Origin of the sequence: Marinoscillum pacificum, from assembly GCF_024714495.1 — a bacterium.
Taxonomy (GTDB): domain Bacteria; phylum Bacteroidota; class Bacteroidia; order Cytophagales; family Cyclobacteriaceae; genus Marinoscillum; species Marinoscillum pacificum.
This window is the reverse complement of the sequence record NZ_JAMZMJ010000011.1, coordinates 174,161-193,883: the sequence shown is the minus strand read 5'-3', so window position 1 is coordinate 193,883 and position 19,723 is coordinate 174,161. Positions and strand designations below refer to the sequence as shown.

Annotated in this window: 22 protein-coding genes; 11 read left to right on the top strand and 11 right to left on the bottom strand. The window is 39.5% G+C overall.

Going from position 1 to position 19,723, the window contains the following annotated elements:
* Positions 1–210: 210 nt before the first annotated feature.
* Positions 211–366, top strand: coding sequence for a hypothetical protein (locus NXS00_RS20860; RefSeq protein ID WP_258101212.1), 156 nt, complete (start codon positions 211–213; stop codon positions 364–366).
* Positions 367–557: 191 nt separating this feature from the next.
* Here the strand turns inward: NXS00_RS20860 and NXS00_RS20855 are convergent, their stop codons facing one another.
* Positions 558–1,316, bottom strand: a complete 759-nt coding sequence (locus NXS00_RS20855; protein WP_258101211.1) for a hypothetical protein — start codon at positions 1,314–1,316, stop codon at positions 558–560.
* A 190-nt stretch (positions 1,317–1,506) separates the two neighbouring features.
* Between NXS00_RS20855 and NXS00_RS20850 the strand changes: the two genes are divergently transcribed.
* From NXS00_RS20850 to NXS00_RS20835, 4 genes are read left to right on the top strand one after another with little or no spacing between them, the layout of a single operon-like run.
* Entirely contained in the window at positions 1,507–2,220 is a 714-nt protein-coding gene (locus NXS00_RS20850; RefSeq protein WP_258101210.1) for a C39 family peptidase, read from the top strand.
* On the top strand, positions 2,210–3,658 hold the full coding sequence (locus NXS00_RS20845; protein ID WP_258101209.1) for a RimK family ATP-grasp domain-containing protein: 1,449 nt from the start codon (positions 2,210–2,212) through the stop codon (positions 3,656–3,658). Before NXS00_RS20850 ends, NXS00_RS20845 begins: the two co-directional genes overlap by 11 nt.
* A complete protein-coding gene (locus NXS00_RS20840) occupies positions 3,658–4,890 on the top strand; it encodes a carboxylate-amine ligase (RefSeq protein WP_258101208.1) in 1,233 nt (410 codons plus the stop codon). The genes NXS00_RS20845 and NXS00_RS20840 overlap by 1 nt, the downstream gene beginning before the upstream one ends.
* Positions 4,883–5,590 (top strand): N-formylglutamate amidohydrolase, encoded by a 708-nt coding sequence (locus NXS00_RS20835; RefSeq protein WP_258101207.1) that lies wholly within the window; start codon positions 4,883–4,885, stop codon positions 5,588–5,590. The genes NXS00_RS20840 and NXS00_RS20835 overlap by 8 nt, the downstream gene beginning before the upstream one ends.
* Here the strand turns inward: NXS00_RS20835 and NXS00_RS20830 are convergent.
* Genes NXS00_RS20830 through NXS00_RS20815 form a run of 4 tightly spaced genes read right to left on the bottom strand, consistent with a single transcriptional unit; the run spans position 5,546 to position 7,273 of the window.
* Positions 5,546–6,043: a hypothetical protein gene (locus NXS00_RS20830; RefSeq protein WP_258101206.1), complete on the bottom strand. Its 498-nt coding sequence runs from the start codon at positions 6,041–6,043 to the stop codon at positions 5,546–5,548. The genes NXS00_RS20835 and NXS00_RS20830 overlap by 45 nt on opposite strands.
* Complete coding sequence (locus NXS00_RS20825; protein ID WP_258101205.1) at positions 6,030–6,314, bottom strand: hypothetical protein; 285 nt, start codon at positions 6,312–6,314, stop codon at positions 6,030–6,032. Before NXS00_RS20825 ends, NXS00_RS20830 begins: the two co-directional genes overlap by 14 nt.
* Positions 6,304–6,816: an RNA polymerase sigma factor gene (locus NXS00_RS20820; RefSeq protein ID WP_258101204.1), complete on the bottom strand. Its 513-nt coding sequence runs from the start codon at positions 6,814–6,816 to the stop codon at positions 6,304–6,306. Before NXS00_RS20820 ends, NXS00_RS20825 begins: the two co-directional genes overlap by 11 nt.
* Before the next feature lie 10 nt (positions 6,817–6,826).
* Positions 6,827–7,273 (bottom strand): Spy/CpxP family protein refolding chaperone, encoded by a 447-nt coding sequence (locus tag NXS00_RS20815; RefSeq protein ID WP_258101203.1) that lies wholly within the window; start codon positions 7,271–7,273, stop codon positions 6,827–6,829.
* 157 nt (positions 7,274–7,430) lie between these two features.
* Here NXS00_RS20815 and NXS00_RS20810 point away from each other — a divergent pair, with 157 nt between their 5' ends.
* The 4 genes from NXS00_RS20810 (at position 7,431) to NXS00_RS20795 (ending at position 12,576) form a co-directional block, all read left to right on the top strand.
* Complete coding sequence (locus NXS00_RS20810; RefSeq protein WP_258101202.1) at positions 7,431–8,363, top strand: succinylglutamate desuccinylase/aspartoacylase family protein; 933 nt, start codon at positions 7,431–7,433, stop codon at positions 8,361–8,363.
* A gap of 123 nt (positions 8,364–8,486) precedes the next feature.
* Entirely contained in the window at positions 8,487–10,121 is a 1,635-nt protein-coding gene (gene glgP, locus NXS00_RS20805; protein WP_258101201.1) for an alpha-glucan family phosphorylase, read from the top strand.
* A 74-nt stretch (positions 10,122–10,195) separates the two neighbouring features.
* Positions 10,196–12,037, top strand: coding sequence for a PAS domain-containing sensor histidine kinase (locus tag NXS00_RS20800; protein ID WP_258101200.1), 1,842 nt, complete (start codon positions 10,196–10,198; stop codon positions 12,035–12,037).
* 107 nt (positions 12,038–12,144) lie between these two features.
* The gene (locus tag NXS00_RS20795; RefSeq protein ID WP_258101199.1) at positions 12,145–12,576 is read left to right on the top strand and encodes a hypothetical protein; all 432 of its coding nucleotides are present in this window, start codon (positions 12,145–12,147) and stop codon (positions 12,574–12,576) included.
* On the opposite strand, the gene NXS00_RS20790 is transcribed toward NXS00_RS20795, so the two are convergent.
* Positions 12,573–13,403: an alpha/beta hydrolase gene (locus tag NXS00_RS20790; protein WP_258101198.1), complete on the bottom strand. Its 831-nt coding sequence runs from the start codon at positions 13,401–13,403 to the stop codon at positions 12,573–12,575. The genes NXS00_RS20795 and NXS00_RS20790 overlap by 4 nt on opposite strands.
* 53 nt (positions 13,404–13,456) lie before the next feature.
* Here NXS00_RS20790 and NXS00_RS20785 point away from each other — a divergent pair, with 53 nt between their 5' ends.
* Entirely contained in the window at positions 13,457–15,733 is a 2,277-nt protein-coding gene (locus NXS00_RS20785) for a patatin-like phospholipase family protein (RefSeq protein WP_258101197.1), read from the top strand.
* Positions 15,734–15,883: 150 nt separating this feature from the next.
* On the opposite strand, the gene NXS00_RS20780 is transcribed toward NXS00_RS20785, so the two are convergent.
* The 3 genes from NXS00_RS20780 to NXS00_RS20770 are packed head-to-tail and all read right to left on the bottom strand — an operon-like array spanning position 15,884 to position 17,928.
* Positions 15,884–16,603, bottom strand: a complete 720-nt coding sequence (locus NXS00_RS20780) for an SIMPL domain-containing protein (RefSeq protein WP_258101196.1) — start codon at positions 16,601–16,603, stop codon at positions 15,884–15,886.
* A 59-nt stretch (positions 16,604–16,662) separates the two neighbouring features.
* Positions 16,663–17,541 carry a hypothetical protein gene (locus NXS00_RS20775; protein WP_258101195.1) on the bottom strand — a complete coding sequence of 293 codons (879 nt, stop codon included), beginning with the start codon at positions 17,539–17,541 and terminating at the stop codon, positions 16,663–16,665.
* A 36-nt stretch (positions 17,542–17,577) separates the two neighbouring features.
* Positions 17,578–17,928 (bottom strand): hypothetical protein, encoded by a 351-nt coding sequence (locus tag NXS00_RS20770; protein ID WP_258101194.1) that lies wholly within the window; start codon positions 17,926–17,928, stop codon positions 17,578–17,580.
* Positions 17,929–18,182: 254 nt separating this feature from the next.
* Between NXS00_RS20770 and NXS00_RS20765 the strand changes: the two genes are divergently transcribed.
* Positions 18,183–18,722: an outer membrane beta-barrel protein gene (locus tag NXS00_RS20765; protein WP_258101193.1), complete on the top strand. Its 540-nt coding sequence runs from the start codon at positions 18,183–18,185 to the stop codon at positions 18,720–18,722.
* A gap of 152 nt (positions 18,723–18,874) precedes the next feature.
* Here the strand turns inward: NXS00_RS20765 and NXS00_RS20760 are convergent, their stop codons facing one another.
* Together NXS00_RS20760 and NXS00_RS20755 are read right to left on the bottom strand one after the other, a co-directional pair.
* Positions 18,875–19,135 carry a hypothetical protein gene (locus NXS00_RS20760; RefSeq protein ID WP_258101192.1) on the bottom strand — a complete coding sequence of 87 codons (261 nt, stop codon included), beginning with the start codon at positions 19,133–19,135 and terminating at the stop codon, positions 18,875–18,877.
* A complete protein-coding gene (locus NXS00_RS20755) occupies positions 19,122–19,679 on the bottom strand; it encodes an RNA polymerase sigma factor (protein WP_258101191.1) in 558 nt (185 codons plus the stop codon). Before NXS00_RS20755 ends, NXS00_RS20760 begins: the two co-directional genes overlap by 14 nt.
* Positions 19,680–19,723 lie beyond the last annotated feature (44 nt).

Genomic DNA, 19,723 nt, shown 5'->3' with positions numbered 1-19,723 from the left:
AAGCCTGTATACTTCAATCAGGATTAAAGTAATCTCTGTAAAGTGCAAATAGGACTTTGTAGTATCATTGTAAACTACATCTAGTATTAAGTAATAATCTGTCAACTTATTTTAGGATGGGTCCGAAAGATCACTAGGGCGGCTCTGAAGTAGTCTTCGGAGACAAAGGGAGGCAGAAGGCCTCCCTTTTTTTGTTTCAAACCTACATGTTTGAAGCTCCCGAAAGCTGAAATAGGCCCAAACGCGCATGTTTGGGGTCTCCGAACGGTTAAAAGAGGTCAAAACACGCATGTTTGGGCTTCCCGCAAGTCTAGATATGGAGAAAACTGGATGTTTGGGGCTCTCGGAGGTCTTCGGAAGGCATAAACACGGAGTTTTCTGCCTCTTGGACGTTTTTGATGGCATAAACATGGATGTTTGAAGCATGTTTTATGGCCTTTTAGCCCAGGTTCATGTCCAAACGAACCTTAAATATGCTCTTTGAATAAAAAAATCAAATTGATAGAAAGGTGACTATGTTCCTAGTAGTTGCAGAGTGCATATAGAGTGGATAGGGATTACTGAATCGTTTTATCTGATAGAATTGTGTTGTTTAGCTTCTTAATGTCTTTGAGTCTTTCAAGAACTTTTTCAAAAACAATTGGATAATTATAGTAATATTCTTTGCCCGGAGTTTTTGCTATATCGATGATTTTATCAAATCTAGATTTATATAAATCGCAAATACTATTGAAAATCTCATTACCAGTAAGTTTTGCGAAAATCATTCTTTTAAACATGAGCCCACCATCTACATAGAGAACTTTATTTATATTTTGAGGTGGATCTAAGTCGCTGTTAATCAACTTATCGATATAGCGTAAGTCTCTTAATTCATTAAGCTTATAAGCAATCTTTTGGTTGAAAATATTATCGATTACTGTTTCGATTACTTCTAATCCTTCATCTGATATATCAAATATTAGAGAGCCGAAACCATCAAAATACTTTTCGTTGATTATTTCAGGATAGGCATTTTTTTCTGTTACATATAGTGTTGTTATATCATTTGGGTCTTCAATATTTATATTCAATAGATTGCTCCATTCTTGCCAAATTTGCTCAACAAAATCTATTCGTCTATGAACAGTGAGGCTAAATAGTATATGCTCAGGGTGAAATCGAATATTCGGAAGAAATATATAGTCGATTCCCCAGGCATATCTTTTAATGAATTTATTATGCTTGTTTTCTTTATCAAACATAAATCCATTTTCTCCTAATTGCTTCTTTATGATATTATGAATGCCCTCAACTATGCCTTCTCTTGTTATCATTTACAGTTCTATTGAATAATAACCATTAATTAGTGTGTATGTGAACCAAAATCAAAGCGACCTTAAACTCACCCCATCAATCTGAAAATATTTTCACCAACCATCGAAAATATAGCATCCAATTTCCAACGAATACGTAAACTTGTTCACGATTTAATACACGGTTTTGTAATTGATTAAAAACCACGATTTGGACGCGAAAACGTTAAGTTTGGACATCCACGCACAGCCCAACGACGAGACATGTGGGCCTACCTGCCTTCAGGCAGTTTACCAATATTACGACGACAACATGTCGTTGGATCAGGTCATTTCAGAAGTAAAAACTTTGAAGGGTGGCGGTACTTTGGCCGTGATGCTGGGCAACCATGCTTTGGCCAGGGGATATGACGCTACGATCTTTACCTACAACCTTCACATGTTCGACCCAACCTGGTTTCAGGGAGATGTTGATTTGGCAGCGAAGCTTACTGAGCAGAAAAAACATAAAACTGCTCGAAAGTTTCAGGTTGCGGCCAATTCCTACTTGAAATTCTTGTCATTAGGTGGTCAAGTCAAATTCGAAGAGCTTAATACCAAGTTGATTCGCAGCTTATTAAACGATCATAAACCAATATTGACCGGATTGAGTGCGACCTACTTGTATAACTGTGCTCGGGAAATTGGTGAGACCAATACCTATCATGACATTCAGGGAGAACCAACCGGACATTTTGTGGTAGTGCATGGATATGATGTGACCAACAAAGTAGCGCATATCGCTGATCCATTGGAGAAAAACCCAATTAGCGAAAAGCAGCATTACCGAGTGTCTCTACAACGATTAATTAACTCTATACTATTGGGTATTGTAACCTACGACGCTAACTTGTTAGTGTTGACACCCAAAAAACATGGCAAATAAACTCATTGTACTCGAAGGAGATAGCCAGAAAGCTGACTTGCCTTCGGATGTGGAGGTGATTTCACCTTCAGTCTATTTTTCTGATGAAACCTATCAGAAATCCAGAAAATATAAATTGGTTAACCTCTGTAAAAGTTATTCTTATCAGAGCATTGGCTACTACGTGTCTTTGTTGGCAGAAGCCAGAGGCCATAAAGTAATGCCTCAGATTACCACATTGCAAGACTTTAAATTCCCGACTTTGGTCAAAGAAGATGCCGAGGATTTTGAGGATGTGATTCAGCAAGCTTTGAAAAAGCAAGGTGATGACAAGCTGGAATTGATTGTTTGTTTGGGCAACGTGGAGGATCCAAAATTATCAAGAGTAGGTTCTTTATTGTTTAACCTGTATCAAGTGCCTATCCTCAAGGCGGTTTTTCAGAAGAAAGACAAGTGGCAGTTGACGCAGCTTAAGCCTTTGAACTTAAAGGAACTTCCAGAGGGTCTTCAAGGAATAATGAAGCAGTCTTTGGAAGAGTATCTTCAAGGGAAAAACCGACTCAACAAAAGCTACAGCCGCAAGAAATTTGATTTGGCGATATTGGTGAACCCGGAAGAACAAACTCCGCCATCCAATAAGAAAGCCATTCAGAACTTTGTGAAGGCAGGAGAGAAGGTTGGATTCAACGTGGATGTGATCACTAAAAACGACTTTGCGAAGCTGATTCAGTACGATGCTTTGTTCATTCGTGAAACGACCAATGTGAACCATCATACCTTCAAGTTTGCGAAGAAAGCAGCTTCAGAAGGATTAGTGGTGATGGATGATCCTGAATCGATTTTGCGATGTACGAACAAGGTGTATTTGAGTGAGCTATTGAGTGCTCATAAGATCCCTACACCTAAGTATTATATCATCAAGAAGGACAAACTTTCTCAGTTGAATACCAAAGGGTTTGAGTATCCAATCATTTTGAAGCAGCCTGATGGATCCTTTTCCAAAGGAGTGAAAAAGGCCAAGAATGAGGAGGAACTAATGAAGGTGTTGAAAGACTTCTTCCAGACTTCTGAACTCGTGATTGCTCAGGAATTTATTCCTACAGACTTTGATTGGCGAGTTGGTGTGCTGAACAAGAAACCGCTCTACGTGTGTAGGTACTACATGGCCAAAGACCACTGGCAGATAGTTAACTGGAAAGGTGCTGGTTCACCTGAGGAGGGGGACGCTGACACCATAGCAGTGGAGGATGCTCCAAAAGCTTTGTTGGACCTGGCTGTGAAAGCCACTTCATTGATCGGAAACGGTCTGTACGGTGTGGATATCAAGCAGCGAGGTAAGAAATTTTACATTATTGAAATAAACGACAACCCCAACCTGGATGAAGGAGTGGAAGATCAGGTGATCAAACAAAACCTTTACACGTCCATCATGCAGGAATTTATGAATCGCCTTTTGTGATGAGCAAGCGCTTACACTTATTCGAAGCCTACGGAGTAGAGCTCGAATACATGATTGTAGATAAAGATACTTTGGACATTCGTCCAATAGCTGAGGTTCCTTTGACCAATGCTGATGGCGAAATAGAAGGGGAGATGGAGCATGGGATGACTGCCTGGAGCAATGAGCTGGTTAGTCACGTGCTGGAAATGAAATCCAATGGTCCAACCGCTGATTTGGTTGCTTTGAGAAGTAAGTTGCAGCAGGATATTTCTGCCGTTAATGATGTCTTGGCAAAAGAAAATGCGATGTTGCTATCTACTGCAGCACACCCTTGGATGAACCCATCTAAAGAAACAAAGCTTTGGGAGCACGAGAGTCAGGAAATTTATCATGCTTATGATCGTATTTTTGGATGCAAAGGTCATGGCTGGAGTAATCTGCAGAGTACCCATATCAACTTGCCATTTTATGATGACGAGGAGTTTTCAAAGTTGCACACGGCTATCCGATTCATGATGCCAATGATTCCAGCATTGACGGCTTCAAGCCCCGTGTTGGATGGGAAGTTTACAGGTTACTTTGATAAGCGCTTGTACTACTATGAAAAGAACCAATCTAAGATTCCGATCTTGACAGGTAAAGTGGTGCCGGAGCGTTTATTTACCAGGCATGGATATCAGAAGAATGTCTATGACAAGATTGCAGCTGCAATCAAGCCATTCGACACTGACGATATCCTGAAACCTGTTTGGTTGAACTCACGTGGTGCCATGGCTCGTTTTGATCGTGGTGCTATTGAGATTAGAATAGTAGATATTCAGGAGGCACCAGTTGCTGATTTAGCCATTGTGGCATTGATTACCGAGTTGGTGAAATCCCTGGTGAAAGAACAGTGGGTTTCGTTTCAGGTTCAGCAGTCGTTCGAAACAGAATTTCTTCATGATGTACTAATGGGTACAGCAAAGCATGCAGGTCAGTATGAGCTGACAGATCAAGACTATTTAAGGGCATGGGAAATCGATTCTCCTATTTCTGGAAGAGCCTTTTGGCAATACATATTGGAGAAACTTGCTGATCGCAAGTCGCTTCAGGAATGGACACCTGTCCTCAATCAAATGCTCTCCCAGGGGACACTTGCAGAAAGGATTATTAGAGCGTTGGATGGTAATTACTCTAAAGAAAACCTACAACGGATCTACACACATATAGCAAAATCCTTAGCAAGCGATCAGCTTTACTTAGTTGAATAAATTTGTTTTTCTGATTACTTGCGAGCATGCAAGTAATCAGGTACCTCATGTTTATCAGGACCTTTTTCTGGATGCCGAAAGAGTCCTTGAGTCTCACGAAGGCTGGGATCCAGGAGCATTGAATTTAGCACAGAATATATCTTCTGCATTGAACTGTGACTTATTGGTTTATGAGTTTACACGTTTGCTAATAGAAGTCAACCGTAGCCCATGGCATCACCACTTGTTTTCCAGGTTTTCTCGTGACTTGACTGGAGAAGAACGAATGTATCTATTGGATACTTATTACACTCCATATCGTCAGAAAGTAGAGGATAAAATAAAGGAGCAAATTGCATTGGGTTTTCAAGTGATCCACATATCGGTGCATTCGTTTACTCCGAATTATTTTGGTGAAAAACGTGAAGTCGAAATTGGATTGCTTTTTGATCCGCAACGAACTTTTGAAAGTCATTTTTGTGAAGACTGGCTTTCATATTTAAAAGGAAACTCCACGCTGGATGTGCGTAATAATCAACCTTATAAAGGTACGGATGATGGGTTCACTACTTATTTAAGAACACAATTTCGAAACGAAGAGTATCTTGGTATTGAGTTAGAGGTAAGTCAGCAAATTATTGATCAGAAAAACGTTCATCAGCTAATGGAAGAGTCTTTACTGTCCCTTTCTTCCAGTTCTCCTATTCGGCTGATGAATTAGCACATTTTCCATTGATTGGAGGAATCGACGTTTTTGTTCATCTGTAGCGATCCTAGTAAGACTTCTGGTTAGTTGTTGAGTTTCTAGTTCTGCTGCTCGCTGGATTTGGAACAGTTCCTCATTGGCCGTCTTTAATGCTGCAGAGTCATTTTCTATAATGGCTCTATTGACATTGTTTTTTGCTTCACGTAGCATCATGCCCATCGAGTCCATTCGGTTTCGGTGCATTTCAAAAAATGATCTGAACTGATCTCGCTGATCTTTATTCATTTCAAGGTCTCGTATGATTGATCGCCCGGTAAGTTCAGGTCGTTCGATCCTTTCACGTCTTGATGGCATCTGTTCACGTAACTTGGCATGTCCTCTCCAAACGAAAACCAATAGCGAAACGTTGATAACTGCTAGCGCTATGACTAAACCAATTAGCCATTTTTGTGTCTTATTGTTCATCATCAGTAAAGTTTAGAATGGTGCTGTCTGCAAAATAAGCTTCGTCGAGGTAGGTGTCCTGATTGGAGTCATCTGATAGTTGAAACATGGTGAAAACATTGGCCAATGCAAATATGGCCATGGCAGCTACAGCTAATCGGATATAGCGTGTCCAGTGATTCTGAGCTTCAATGTTTTCCATGAATCGTTTCTCAAATCCCAATGGAGCGACTATCGGATGGATATCGTCCAGAGAACTCAGTGTTCTTTCGATGATGTCTTGCTTATCCTTCATAAAAGGCTTTTAAGTTGGTTCTTAAGTTCTGTTTGGCTCTGTGAATCAATGATTCTACAGAAGACTTTGATTTATCGAGAATAGCGCCAATTTCTTCATGAGACATTCGCTCAATTTTATGCAAAGTAAACGCTACTCGTTGTTGTTCCGGAAGTAAATCAATGGCTTTCATCAAAGTGTTGGCCAATTCTTTGTTTTCCAGCGTTACACCCGGGTGATCAAAACTGGGAACTTCCAGTATTTGCTCTTTTATAGAGACTGTTTCTGATTTCCTTTTCAGGGTGTTTTTTGATCGGATATGCTGTAAGCATTTATTGATTGTCAATTTGTAAATCCAGGTACTAAGAGAAGAATCACCTCGAAATTTTTTCAGGTTCTGATAGATATCCATAAATACCTCCTGACTAATATCTTCAGCATCCTGGTAGTCCTTCACCATGCTGAGAGAGGTACTGAATACCTTGTCCTTAAATTCCGAGATGATTTCCTGAATTGTATTCAATTGCTAATTCTTATTTGCCTCTATAGCCATGGCCGCCTTTTGGTCCATGATGTCCACCCTTTAATTGATCAAATTTCAATTTTTGTTCGTCATTCAAAGTGTTTCTCACTGCGATTCGATGTTTAACTCTTGCATCCAAAAGTTGGTTTTCCAATTTACCTATTTCACCAATCAATTTATCAACTGGTTTCTCTCCTTTAATAGCAGCTTCCAATTCTGCTTTTTTAATATCCAATTGACTCTTGGTCTCTGAGGTTGTCTTTAAATGTGAAATTCTTAAGTCCTCAATTTGCTGTTGTTGCTCATCGCTCAGGTCCAGACGCTCTGCAATCATTTCTTTTCGATCATCTCTATTCGGTCTGTTATCTCCTCTTTGTCCACCTTCTCTAGGTCCTCTTTGTGCGAAAGTCATTGTTCCTACTAGTACCAATGCCATCATTATCATGATCTTTTTCATAACTATTTAAATTTTTGATTCTAACCTTTAGATACCAGCCACGAAAGAATCTTGCGGTCAGGAATGAAAATTTTTCAGATTTTTTTTCTGAACTCTGAAAATGTGGGTTTCTATATGTTAATTGCTGCGTTTATTCATTGATTAGCGAAGAAAGGCCATGTTTAAAATTGCAGGAGAGGAGATAAAAAAAGGAGAGTCGAAGAAAATTGATGTCAATATTGCTCGTTTACCTTCAGGCACTTCCATAGATATTCCAGTATTTGTTCACAGAAGTAAAAAGGATGGACCCACATTGTTGCTTCTTGCAGGGATGCATGGTGATGAGATCAATGGAGTGGAAATTGTCCGTCGAATCATTCGAGAAAAGCTCTATAAAGTAGAAGCTGGAGCTGTGATTTGTATTCCAATCATGAACATTTACGGATTTATCAACTTCTCACGGGATGTTCCGGATGGAAAAGATATCAACCGTTCTTTCCCGGGCACAAAAACTGGTTCATTAGCAAGTCAGGTAGCCCACTTTTTGATGGAGGAAATCATTCCACACATCGATTATGGAATAGATTTTCATACAGGTGGTGCCAGAATCAATAACACTCCACAGATTCGTGTGAAAGTAGATGATCCGATGAATCTTGAATTGGCAAAGGCTTTTAATACCAAGTTCATCTTGAATTCTCCTTTTAGAGACAGGTCTTTGCGCAAAGAAGCATTTAAACTGGACAAGCGAATCCTGGTTTATGAAGGAGGTGAATCTTTACGTTTGCGAAAGAATGCTATCGATGAAGGAATTGAAGGCATGCTACGTGTGATGAAGCACTTGAAAATGCGTTCGGATGCTCCTGCAAAAGACAAGGAGTCGATCGTGATCATGAAATCGTCATGGATCAGAGCCAAATCTGCGGGACTTCACTATGGTTTTCAGCGCAATGGATCTTCTATAGAGAAGAAGGAAGTTCTTGGACGAGTTTGTGATCCTTATGGAACCTATGAAGTCCAAATTAAATCTCCACTTGATGGATATATAATTGCTATTAACAACAACCCTGTGGTTAATCGTGGTGATGCTCTTTTTCACGTTGGGAGCTAGTCAATATTAATTTTTTGCACTGAAAACGTTTTCATTTTCAGGGTGTTATAAAATCATGTTTGCGCTTGTGTAATCCTTGCTGGAAAGTTTTATTTTAGATCTTTTCCATCAATTATTAGAGACATGACGCAGTATTCAAAATGGTATCATCCATATAAGACTGATAAGAAATACAGCAAGAAAGTAGCGTATTTCAGTATGGAGTTTGCTATCGATCAAGCCTTGAAAACGTACTCGGGCGGATTAGGCTTTCTAGCCGGGTCACATATGCGGAGTGCTTACGAGCTTAAGCAAAATATGATTGGGATTGGTATGCTATGGAAATATGGGTACTATGACCAGGGAAGAAACCAAGATGGCACATTAGCACCACATTTTGTTCAAAAGCATTATTCTTTTTTAGAAGATACAGGCATACAGGTTTCTGTGAGAGTGGTTGATAATCCGAATGTGCAAGTGCGTGCATTTGTATTGAAACCAGAAATCTTTGGAACCGTTCCTATGTACTTTTTATCTACGGACCTGCCGGAAAACGATCATTTGTCCAGAACGATTACGGATAGATTGTATGATGCCAATGAGTTGACTCGAATTGGTCAAAGTATCGTGTTGGGAGTTGGTGGAGCCAAAGTAGTAGAAGCTCTAGGAGGCTCAGATATCATTCACCTCAATGAAGGACATGGATTGCCAGCGTTCTATTATTTGAAAGACAAAGGTTACAAGAAAGAGAACTTTGTGTTCACCACTCATACTCCGGAGAAAGCAGGTAACGAGGAACGAGAAGGAGAGTTGCTCAATAAAATGGCGTTCTTCTCTAGAAACCTCACTCTCAAAGAGATCAAAGAAGAAACGGATCATGGAATGTTGAGCTACACAGTAGCAGCATTGAGACATGCCAAAAAAGCTAATGCCGTTTCTAAACTTCATGCCAAGGTATCTAAAGGCATGTGGAAGGATTACAAAGGCATAAGTAAGATCATCCCAATTACCAATGCTCAGAATCAATCTTACTGGCAAGACAAGACTTTAGCTGCCGCCATGGAAAAGGGAAACAAGAAAGCCTTTGTCAAACGCAAGTATGAACTGAAGTCACAATTATTCAAAGTGGTTGCTGATCAGACTGGAAAAATCTTCGACCCAAGTGTGTTGACTATCGTTTGGGCTAGACGATTTGCGGGCTATAAAAGGGCTGATCTATTGTTGAGTCAAATTGAGCGCTTCGAGAAAATATTGGAAAATGATAAGCACCAGGTTCAGGTGATTTGGGCTGGTAAGCCTTATCCACGAGACTTTGAGGCGATAGATGTTTTTAACAGACTCCATAACTTCAGTTTAAGTCATAAAAATGTAGCAGTGTTAACTGGCTATGAGTTGGAGCTATCCAGATTGCTTAAAGAAGGATCTGATATTTGGTTGAACAATCCTAGAATCACTCGAGAGGCATCAGGTACCAGTGGAATGACCGCAGCTATGAATGGTTCTGTGAATGTTTCTACAGATGACGGTTGGATTCCAGAGTTTGCCAAAGACGGTAAAAACTGTTTTGTTTTACCGCCTGCAGATACTTCTTTGCCGTTAGATAAGCATGATCAGGTAGATTATGAGAATCTGTATAAGATATTAGAAGATAAGGTGGTGCCACTTTATTATGATAAGAATGACAAATGGTTGGATATAGCTTTCGCAAGTATGAAAGATGTCTTACCTGAGTTTGGAAGCCATCGGATGGCCGCACAATACTACGATGAGCTTTATTAATGCTTGTTGAGTCAATTTTATTTTAGGTATTTCTAATTTCTATCTACTTTTCAGCCAGATTTATGAATACCGAAATGAAGATAACACGAGTAGTATGGTTGATGGGCGGTAAGCTCACCATACTACTCGTGTTTTTTTTAATATGGGCAATTGGTTCAGAGCATGGTTGGTTTAAAATGACCGATGATGCTTTCAAGACAGTCCTGATTGCTTTGATAATCTTATCCATACCATTTACAATTATTGTAGCGAGATATCTTTCTAATATTTTACTGAAAAGCGATCTGGACAATCGTGAAGCAGAAGAGAAATTGGGAGATTATTCAGCAAGACTCAATTCTTTTATAGAATACCCCGGACATGTAAGTATCTATTCTTTGGATAGAAACTTTTGCTACACAGGCTTCAATTCATTGCATCAGCGTGAGATGAAGGAGGTTTTTAATTCTGAAGTAGAAATTGGTAAAAGCATCTTAAATATGCTGCCTCAGGATTGGGCAGAGAGAGCTATCAATAATTATGAAAAGGCATTGGAGGGAGAGAACTTCCAGGTGACCAGTCTATGGCGCAACAAATACTTTTCGCAGGTGTTCAATCCTGTGAAAGACGAAAACGAGAAAGTAATTGGTTTGACCAGTAGCATTTTTGATGTTACCGAGCGAGTGCGTGCTGAACAGGAGTTGGAGAATTATAAAGACCAACTGGAGGAGCTTGTAAAGGACCGAACCAAGCAGCTAAAACGTCAAACCGTTTTCTTTCAAGAGATTATCGATAACCTGCCCAATCTCATCTTCGTGAGAGATAAAAAAGGCCGATACATTCTTGTGAATAAAGCTATGGCCGATACTTTCGGTAAAAGCACTGGTGAAATAGTTGGTAAAAGTGTTCTGGAAACACACTATGACAAGAAGGAGGCACTTCGTTTTGAGGAGGAGGATCGTGAAGTAATCAAGTATGATGAAATAGTAGAGCAGGAGTCTTTTCACAAATTCAATGAAGGTAAGGGCAAATGGCTCTTCATGAGTAAAAGAAAGATGAAGGTCTTTGATGATGAGTATGTGCTCGGCGTTCATTTTGATATCAATAGCCTCAAGGAGACGGAGTTAAAATTGCTGGAGGCTAATCAGGAACTGAAGAATACTTTAAACAGGCTTCAGTCCGCTCAGATGAGACTCGTTGAATCAGAAAAGATGGCTTCCCTGGGCCAACTTACAGCCGGTCTTGCGCATGAGATCAACAATCCTATCAACTACGTGGCAGGCAATGTGAGTCCTATTCGAAGAGATTTGAGGGAACTTAAGGAATATTTGGACTCATTGAAAGAAGGTTCCGAAACCAAGGAAGTTCCAGAGATTGATATAAACATGCTTTTTGATGAGCTGAATTCTTTGCTTGATGGAGTAGATGAAGGTGCATCGCGGGTGAAGACACTCATGAGTGATTTGAACTCATTCAGTCTGCCGGAAACATCCAGAATGCAGCTGTGCGATATCAATGATTCGCTAAAAACCACGATTAATCTGATCAAGCATCACTTAAAAGATAGAATTGATCTAAAAGTGAATTTGACGGACTTGCCTGCTATTAATTGCAATGCGCAGCAACTAAGTCAGGTATTCCTGAATATGCTTAATAATGCGGTTCAGGCTATCAAGGGAACAGGCACAATCGAAGTAAGTTCCAAGGTGAAGTCCGATCGGATTGTAATCACCTTCAAGGATTCTGGTGGAGGTATATCAAAAGATAATTTAAACAAGATCTTTGATCCTTTCTTTACCACCAAAGACGTGGGTGAAGGCACAGGGCTGGGACTTGCTATTTCCTACCGAATCATTGAAGAGCATAAAGGTGAAATTAAAGTGAAAAGTGAGGAAGGTAAGGGTACTAAATTTACCATTAGTCTTCCTATTTCATAAATTCATCGGAGCTACTCTCTTTCACTCTCCTATAAGTCCTGTTCACATCATTTGATATAGTTGTAGGCATGCATACCATCTATATTTGTCTCAAGCTATTGTCTAATATGGAGATTAATATTACATCAAATATTGCTTCTACTTACATTGGAAACATTGTTTACAATGGTTCTAGGAGCATTATTAACACGGAGATACAGATCATCCCTCTAAACAATATTCTAGTGAAGGTGAGCTTTAAGCTTAATAAAAAAGAGTATTCCTTTAGAGCGATGCTGTCAGAGCAGGAAGAGGGGACACTGATGTTAATTCAGGATAGAACGACTAAGGATTATATGCTTACAGGAGTAAGTGGATTCTTACCAAACAAGCCCAATGTACACGGAGGTTTAATTAATAAATTGAACTCATTTTACTTCCACATTTCGCTATCACACTATGATAGTAATGCCGAGGAAATTTATTTCCTTGGAAAGGAAGAGCAAGAATATGAGCGCCTGAAAGAAGTGCGTTCTAAATCGATTTTGGCTTCGGCCTAATTTTCTAAAATAAATTGTTTGACCATTTCAATGACCTGATCTTTAGTCAGGTCGTTGTGTGGTTCATGATAAACACCTTCAAGAGCAGTGAACGAGCTTCCCGCAATTTGTTCAGCAAACTGCTCAGTGGCTTTCCAGTCAATTATCTGATCGCCAGTTCCGTGATAAATTAAGCCTTTTAATTTTACCTTTTCAGTATTGTTCAATGCATAATCACCTGCTTCCGTGATCATCGCATGAAGTCCTGCTGACACCTGATCATGTACCATAGGGTCATTGATGTAAGCTTGTACTTCTTCCGGGTCTCTGCTGATACTGTTAACATCCAACCCGCTTGGTTGAGTAATTGCAGGATAGACTTTGCTAAAGAATTTGCCCAATTTGATTTTCCATGCTGGAGGATCAAAGGCTAGCTTAAACCATGGAGAGGAAAGGATAAACCCTGAAAGTTCATTAGTATTCATTCGGATTACATAATTGGCAACCAGATTGCCTCCCATGCTGTGTCCCATTAGGTACATTGGAAGATCTGTGTATTCAGCTCGAGCAGTTTTGAGTAACTCTTCAATATCACTCATTAACAGATCATAGGATTTGGCATGACCCTTTTTTCCATAAGAAAGCCCATGTCCTCTAAGATCCATGACAAACACAGTTATACCAGCACTGTTAAGTGCTTTAGCAATATGTTCATATCGATTGCTGTGCTCTCCATGTCCATGAACAATGCAACAGATCTTATGAGGAGATTCCACTTCCCAATGTCTGTAATAGATTCTTAGGCCGTCCTGACTTAAAAAATATTGGGTTTCGTCTGCTGAGCTCATGTATTAGTTTGAATTTGTATAACTTTTAATCGGCATAAGAAGTGCCGTGCCCCATGCGTAAAATTATAGATTCAATTATTTATTCATTCCCAATCCAGTTGGTTTTTCATCATACCAGGAGAAACCTGCCTTTAGTCTTGTTATGGATTCTTTTTGTGGTTACCATCAGCGGAGGTATCGGAAGGATCTATGGTGTACACTATTTGTACCTGGATCCAGAGTATGTCAACAAGGTGAATTTCTGGAGCTTCTTTCTGGTAGGACTTGCTTTTGGCAATTTTACCATGGCTTATCACATCACTTGCTACATACTCGATAGCCATCGGTTTACATTCGTGGGTGTTTTGGAGAGGCCATTCACCAAGTTTTCTATCAATAATAGTATTTTGCCGTTGATAGCACTGGTGGTTTATGTTCTGCTCATCATACGATTTCAGTTTGATAATGAGTTCTCCTCCTGGTACAATGTCATTCTCAATATCCTGGGATTACTTCTCGGTATCACCAGCATGTTGGCCATCTTTTATGTTTACTTCAAATTCACCAACAAGGATATATTCAAGTTTCTGGCGGGTAGTGTAGACAAGCGTTTGCGAAAGGCTAAACTCAGCAGAGAACGCATGATGAATAAGTTGCAGGAAACTCGTCAAAAAAGATACGAAGTACATTCTTATATAGATACCAAACTACGTGTTCGATCGTGTAAAAACCTGCAGGATTTTTATGATAAGTCAGCAGTTTTAAAAGTATTTGATCAGAATCACTTCAACTCGGTGATTATTGAAATAGCGGTAATTGTCCTGATTTTGTTTTTGGGGACATTTATGGATAATCCTTATTTCCAGATTCCAGCAGCGGCTAGCTCTTTGCTAATGTTTTCCATAGTGGTGATGTTGGTTGGAGCTTTCTCATACTGGCTGAGAGGCTGGGGTGTGGCGTTCGTTTTTGGGATGTTTCTTGTGGTTAACATGCTGGTGAAATGGGATGTGATTCAAGGTGAATTCCACGCTCGAGGATTGACTTACAATGCTGATCAGGTGAGTTATACATTGGATAAACTTAAATCCTTAAATGACCATGTGAGCTATACCAGAGATAGTTTAGCCATGATTGGTACACTAGAGAAATGGAAAGCGAAACAATCGGATTCTCTGCCAAATGCTGTCTTTCTTTGTGTGAGTGGTGGTGGTCAAAGAGCAGCACTTTGGACGGTGAACGCTTTGCAAAAAGCCGATAGTGTGGTAGGAGGCGACCTGATGGATAGGGTGACTATGATCTCTGGTGCATCGGGTGGTATGATTGGTGCTGCCTATTACAGAGAGCTTATTTACCAACAATCTTTAGGCAACCAGGTGCCATCAAAGAGTGAACAATTACGCCGCATAGGTCAGGATAACTTAAATGCTGTTATTTTCTCTTTATTGGTCAATGACGCCTTCTTTAGAGTACGTAGATATAGTTATGCAGGTCAGAGGTATGTGAAAGATCGGGGATATGTGTTCGAAGAAAATTTGAATAAAAACCTCGGAGGAGTGTTAGGCAAGCGTTTGGTTGATTATGAAGAACCAGAAAGAAATGCACAGGTTCCAATGATGTTGATGTCTCCAGTAATTTCCAACGATGGTAGAAGTCTGTACTTGTCAACGATGGGGATGAGTTTCATGAATGTGAAGGAATGGAAAGATCAATATGGAGAGGGTAAAATACGAGGTGTCGGTTTTAAGGAGCTGTTCAAAGAGCAAGGCGCGGATAGTCTGAGCTTTCTTACAGCGCTGCGAATGTCTGCTTCATTTCCTTACATTACTCCGACAGTTAATCTTCCTAGTGAACCTTCCATTGAAATTATGGATGCCGGAATTGCAGACAATTTCGGAATAGGCGATGCAGTAAGGTTTGTTCATGTTTTTAGAGACTGGTTCAATCAAAACACTTCTGGTATTACTTTTTTGATTGTACGGGATACTAGGAAAAACTCCCCAATAGAGCCAAAATCAGGGACATCTATGGTCCAAAAGTTAACGTACCCGATAGCTAGTGTTTATAACAACCTTGGCAATATTCAAGATATCAATAACGATGTTTTGATGGATGGAATGGTAGATTGGTTGGAAGTTCCTATGGAATCTGTAGAGCTGGAATACAATACCTATACCAATATTGATGAGCAATATTTACTTGAAGCTAAAGAAACTGAAAGGAAACAACTAGAGCGTGCTTCCTTGAGTTGGCATCTTACGACCAAGGAAAAACAGAATGTAATCAATAATATCCAATTGCTTAACAACCGAAGAGCACTGGAGAAGTTACAAGCGATTATGAGTCATCCGTAAAAATACTGAGTGGAAAATCGGGTATTTTACAGAGATTGTTGGTGTGGAAAGCCCATTAATATTGTAATTGGTGATTAAGACTTGGTTCATAAGTTTTAAACGATTAAAAAAATAACGGAGAGTTTGTTGGCGCAACTCTCCGTTTTCTTTTTACTGCTCTATAAAGTATACAATAGAAATAGATTCATTGTATCTCAGGTCTGAGGCTTCAAAGTTTGATATTTCTACGTCGGCTGATTTCATCATAGTATTCATTGCACGTGCTTCATACATCGGGCTAGGTCCCTGGTTGACAGTTCCGTAATGAATCTCTTTGATACCACTTATTTTATATCCGGATGCTGTAGCTATGATGTCTGCTTTGGCTTTTGCATCTTTTACCGCCAATTTGACCAATTCGTTTTGTAACGTCTCTTTTTTGTCAGCATCCAATCCAAACGAAAGATTAATCGAAGGTTTAGAGTTGCTCTTAGTGGCAGTATTTAATACCTCAAGAAGCTTCTTTTTATCTTGAGAGAATGAAACCACTATGTTTTGTCTAGCCACGAAACCTGTGTCTTTCCATATATTCTTAACATATACTCTGGTTGGCTCGATGTTGAAGTTTGAGGTTACAATGTCTTTTTCTTCGAAACCTAATTTCTTCAGCTCTTTTGAAAGTTGTTCCACACGCTCAATCATGTCTTTAACAGCATCTGGATAATTGTAGCTATTGGACTGTATTCCCAGGTTGATGGTCGTTGTGGTTGGTTTCACAGCTATGGAAGCATTTCCTTGTACACTTATTGTTCCTTGGGTACTCAGCGGAGTTTGTGCGCTGGAAGCCAATGCAATAAAACCGAATAGTATGCTTAATGATAGTAATCTCATGAGTTATGATTTAAATGTTTCTTACACTAGAACCAAAGATGGTGCCAGTAGTTGGAAAGCTAATTGCATAAAGGTCTAAATTCTTCGGTTGCATCATTGGCATACGTTCGGAAATAGCGATATCCATTAAGAAGAAGTTTCCCTTCACTCATGCTTAAATCATAACTGTAAATCTTGCCATTATAAAATGTTAGTTTTAGAACAGGAGTATCTGCTGACCTTCCCGGCTCCAGTGTCCATGTTCCTCCTCCACGTTGTTGACTATATGCACCGGCATATTGGCCAAATGAGTTGATATCATCATCTTTATAGTTGAAGTAGCCTTCACTACACAGGTCAATCGTTGTTTTTTGACTGTACCCGCCACCACCAGAAGTATTACTGGAATATGAGCTCATGTAAGTGAGTCTTACATTTTGAAACATGTCATTCCATTGATCGGCTGGTTTAGGCTTGATGATCTTGGTGAACTTTACTGAGTTGGCAATTTCTTTTACTACACGTACATGTGTTTCACTAAATAGTTCTTCTGTGGAGGCACCCAGAATGACTATGCCTCCTGAGTTGGGAGATAGTAGACCGATGGCATACGCTTTTGCAGGAGTCCACTCCATGGTGCCGGCGTAATCACAAGCAACTCCATTCGTTTTGTAGGAAGTTGGACTAGAGGTTGCTGTCAAATTGGTGCCATTTTCATCTGCTAATCCTATTTTAGCTTCATTAGTTAATGTAGCCAGATCATTCGCTTCATGAGTGGAAATGATCACAAATCCAGGAATTGTTTGGTGTGCAATGAGATAGCCATCACCATATTCCTGACCTATCCATCCATTAGGAATTTCGAATGATAGTCCTAAAGACGGATACTCAACTGGTTGTTGGGCATAGGTTGTTAGCGAGACAATACAAATTGTACAGAGGGAGGCAATCTTTTTCATGTAATTTCAGGTAGCGTTCCTGAAATTTACTGATTATTATGCTTCTTGTGCCAGTTCCCAGTTTAGGAAATAACTGATAGGACTTCTTGGGTCTGGTGTGCTGAGCATTTCAGAGAAATGTCCAGTCGAGTCATCGATCTTCAAGTGAAAAGTGCCAAGGTGATCATTTTTGCTTGTCAAGTCGTATTCCCACAACTCTAGTTTTAACCATCCTTTGCCATTGACTTTCATTCTCATCCCGATGGGCAGAGTGTCATCCACATCAATTTTCATGAATTTTTGATCCTTTGGCCATACCTTCTTGCCTTTATAGATGATGTAGATTTCATCCATATCGGTTTCCTGGGGATGTTCGCAAATAATAGAATGGATCAAGATTGTGGGCATACGAATAAGGTTTGATGGTATAGTAGCTCCTTTCTTGGGAAAAGCTAGATATAAAAATGAATTTGTCTAAGCGAGTTTCGATAAAACTACTTCCCGAAGCTATCATTTTTCCAATATTGAAAATTAGACAATTGCTGATTTGGTAAAAATATTCTCTAATTGGAAAAGTCATTCTTTGTTTTTAGCCAAAGAGGGAGGTTTTTGAGGGTTGGAATAGTATTGGCATACTACTGATCAAACAAAAATTTAAACAGATGAAAAAACTCGTAATACTTACAACAACCTTTATTCTTTCAATTGTTGCATTCAATGCTAGTGCACAAAATGGTAAAATCAATTTGGGGCTTAACGCATCCACATCACACCCACTTGGTGATAATAAAGATATGCTAAACTCTGGATGGGGATTTGATGGGTCATTGGACTACTACTTCGGCCAGCGTTTTGACATGGGTATCGAATCTGGACTTAGATCCATGAGCTATAAATCAGAAGGAATGAGTGATGAGAACTTGACGGTTGTACCTGTCTTGTTGACTTTGGGACTGCACAATGATCTTGGAGAAATGGTAGATCTATATGGTGAACTTGGTGGTGGTTCTTATTTTATGACTTCATCATTGGATTCAAATACGGAGAATTATGGAGGTCTATCACCGCGAGTAGGACTAGCTCTTGACTTGTCCAATAATTGGTTTCTAGATACATCGTTTGATTACACGCATATCTTTAGTGAAGGAACTGATATGAATTGGGTAGGAGTGAAGTTTGGTCTTCTTTACACAATTAATTAATTAAAATAAATCCAATTGATAAACACCTTACGTAGTTCTATTGTAAGCTTTGAAAGAGGATCTTAATTGATCTCTGACAGAAATGATATTAGTATGTTTAGGTGATAATTGGAAAGCCTTCGCACAGTGTGTGAAGGCTTTTTTTGAAATATTTACAATCTGGAATTGGTACTTGTAATTTCAATTTCGCCTTTTAGTGGAGTAGGAGATTTCTGAATGTTTTCTGCATTGGCTGTGAACACAGCTAATCCAATTAAAGCCACAAGGATTAATAATACCAGCAAAAAGCGGCTAGTTCTCTGCACTCTGCGCTTGTGAATAAACTCCTTTTCAAAAGCTCCAAAGTTTTTATGCGGATTGGAGCCATGCCTGTTGAAGAGCTTTCTCCTCGTACGGTAATCATATCTCGACATACTCCTCCAGGTTTGTTCTCATTTTACTTAATAGTCGGTACAGTTTCATTTTTACTGCACTTAGCTTCATATCCATGATGAGCGCAATCTCATCAAAAGTTAACTCTTCAAAATATTTAAGTTCAATTAACTGTATCTCTTGTTCATTTAAACGGTCCAAAACCTCAGTAAGTTTATTAGCTTCCAATAGTTTGGACCATCTGTTGCCTAGTTCATCAGAGCTTTCAATGACATCTTCTTCGATCACATAAACAGGTTTTTTGTCTCTGAAATGTTTTCTGAGTTCATTGGATGCTATTTGATAAAACCACGGCGCAATAGACTTTCCTCGCCATTCATACTTTTTGATGTTCGAAAGTGCCTTGTAAAAAGTCTGGCTGCATAAATCTGCTGCCAGCATGTCATCATCCGTTCGTCGCAGTAAGAATCGGAATATCAGGTCATAGTATTTATTGTACAATGGTTCAAAGCCCTTGACGTCCGTTTTGGATTGCTCTATCCAAATCCGCTCCTCTTCGATATGTTGGTCCAGACGATGATTCATCTTACACTCTTACAATCCAAGAACGACCGATAGTCACAATAAAT

Excerpts from the sequence above, each read along its gene's own strand:
- NXS00_RS20800 (WP_258101200.1), top strand. The coding sequence starts at position 10,196 with ATGAAGATAACACGAGTAGTATGGTTGATGGGCGGTAAGCTCACCATA.
- NXS00_RS20845 (WP_258101209.1), top strand. The coding sequence starts at position 2,210 with ATGGCAAATAAACTCATTGTACTCGAAGGAGATAGCCAGAAAGCTGAC.
- glgP (WP_258101201.1), top strand. The coding sequence starts at position 8,487 with ATGACGCAGTATTCAAAATGGTATCATCCATATAAGACTGATAAGAAA.
- NXS00_RS20830 (WP_258101206.1), bottom strand. The coding sequence starts at position 6,043 with ATGATGAACAATAAGACACAAAAATGGCTAATTGGTTTAGTCATAGCG.
- NXS00_RS20765 (WP_258101193.1), top strand. The coding sequence starts at position 18,183 with ATGAAAAAACTCGTAATACTTACAACAACCTTTATTCTTTCAATTGTT.
- NXS00_RS20855 (WP_258101211.1), bottom strand. The coding sequence starts at position 1,316 with ATGATAACAAGAGAAGGCATAGTTGAGGGCATTCATAATATCATAAAG.
- NXS00_RS20810 (WP_258101202.1), top strand. The coding sequence starts at position 7,431 with ATGTTTAAAATTGCAGGAGAGGAGATAAAAAAAGGAGAGTCGAAGAAA.
- NXS00_RS20780 (WP_258101196.1), bottom strand. The coding sequence starts at position 16,603 with ATGAGATTACTATCATTAAGCATACTATTCGGTTTTATTGCATTGGCT.
- NXS00_RS20815 (WP_258101203.1), bottom strand. The coding sequence starts at position 7,273 with ATGAAAAAGATCATGATAATGATGGCATTGGTACTAGTAGGAACAATG.
- NXS00_RS20775 (WP_258101195.1), bottom strand. The coding sequence starts at position 17,541 with ATGAAAAAGATTGCCTCCCTCTGTACAATTTGTATTGTCTCGCTAACA.
- NXS00_RS20770 (WP_258101194.1), bottom strand. The coding sequence starts at position 17,928 with ATGCCCACAATCTTGATCCATTCTATTATTTGCGAACATCCCCAGGAA.
- NXS00_RS20825 (WP_258101205.1), bottom strand. The coding sequence starts at position 6,314 with ATGAAGGATAAGCAAGACATCATCGAAAGAACACTGAGTTCTCTGGAC.
- NXS00_RS20755 (WP_258101191.1), bottom strand. The coding sequence starts at position 19,679 with ATGAATCATCGTCTGGACCAACATATCGAAGAGGAGCGGATTTGGATA.
- NXS00_RS20790 (WP_258101198.1), bottom strand. The coding sequence starts at position 13,403 with ATGAGCTCAGCAGACGAAACCCAATATTTTTTAAGTCAGGACGGCCTA.
- NXS00_RS20785 (WP_258101197.1), top strand. The coding sequence starts at position 13,457 with ATGCGTAAAATTATAGATTCAATTATTTATTCATTCCCAATCCAGTTG.
- NXS00_RS20760 (WP_258101192.1), bottom strand. The coding sequence starts at position 19,135 with ATGTCGAGATATGATTACCGTACGAGGAGAAAGCTCTTCAACAGGCAT.
- NXS00_RS20840 (WP_258101208.1), top strand. The coding sequence starts at position 3,658 with ATGAGCAAGCGCTTACACTTATTCGAAGCCTACGGAGTAGAGCTCGAA.
- NXS00_RS20795 (WP_258101199.1), top strand. The coding sequence starts at position 12,145 with ATGGAGATTAATATTACATCAAATATTGCTTCTACTTACATTGGAAAC.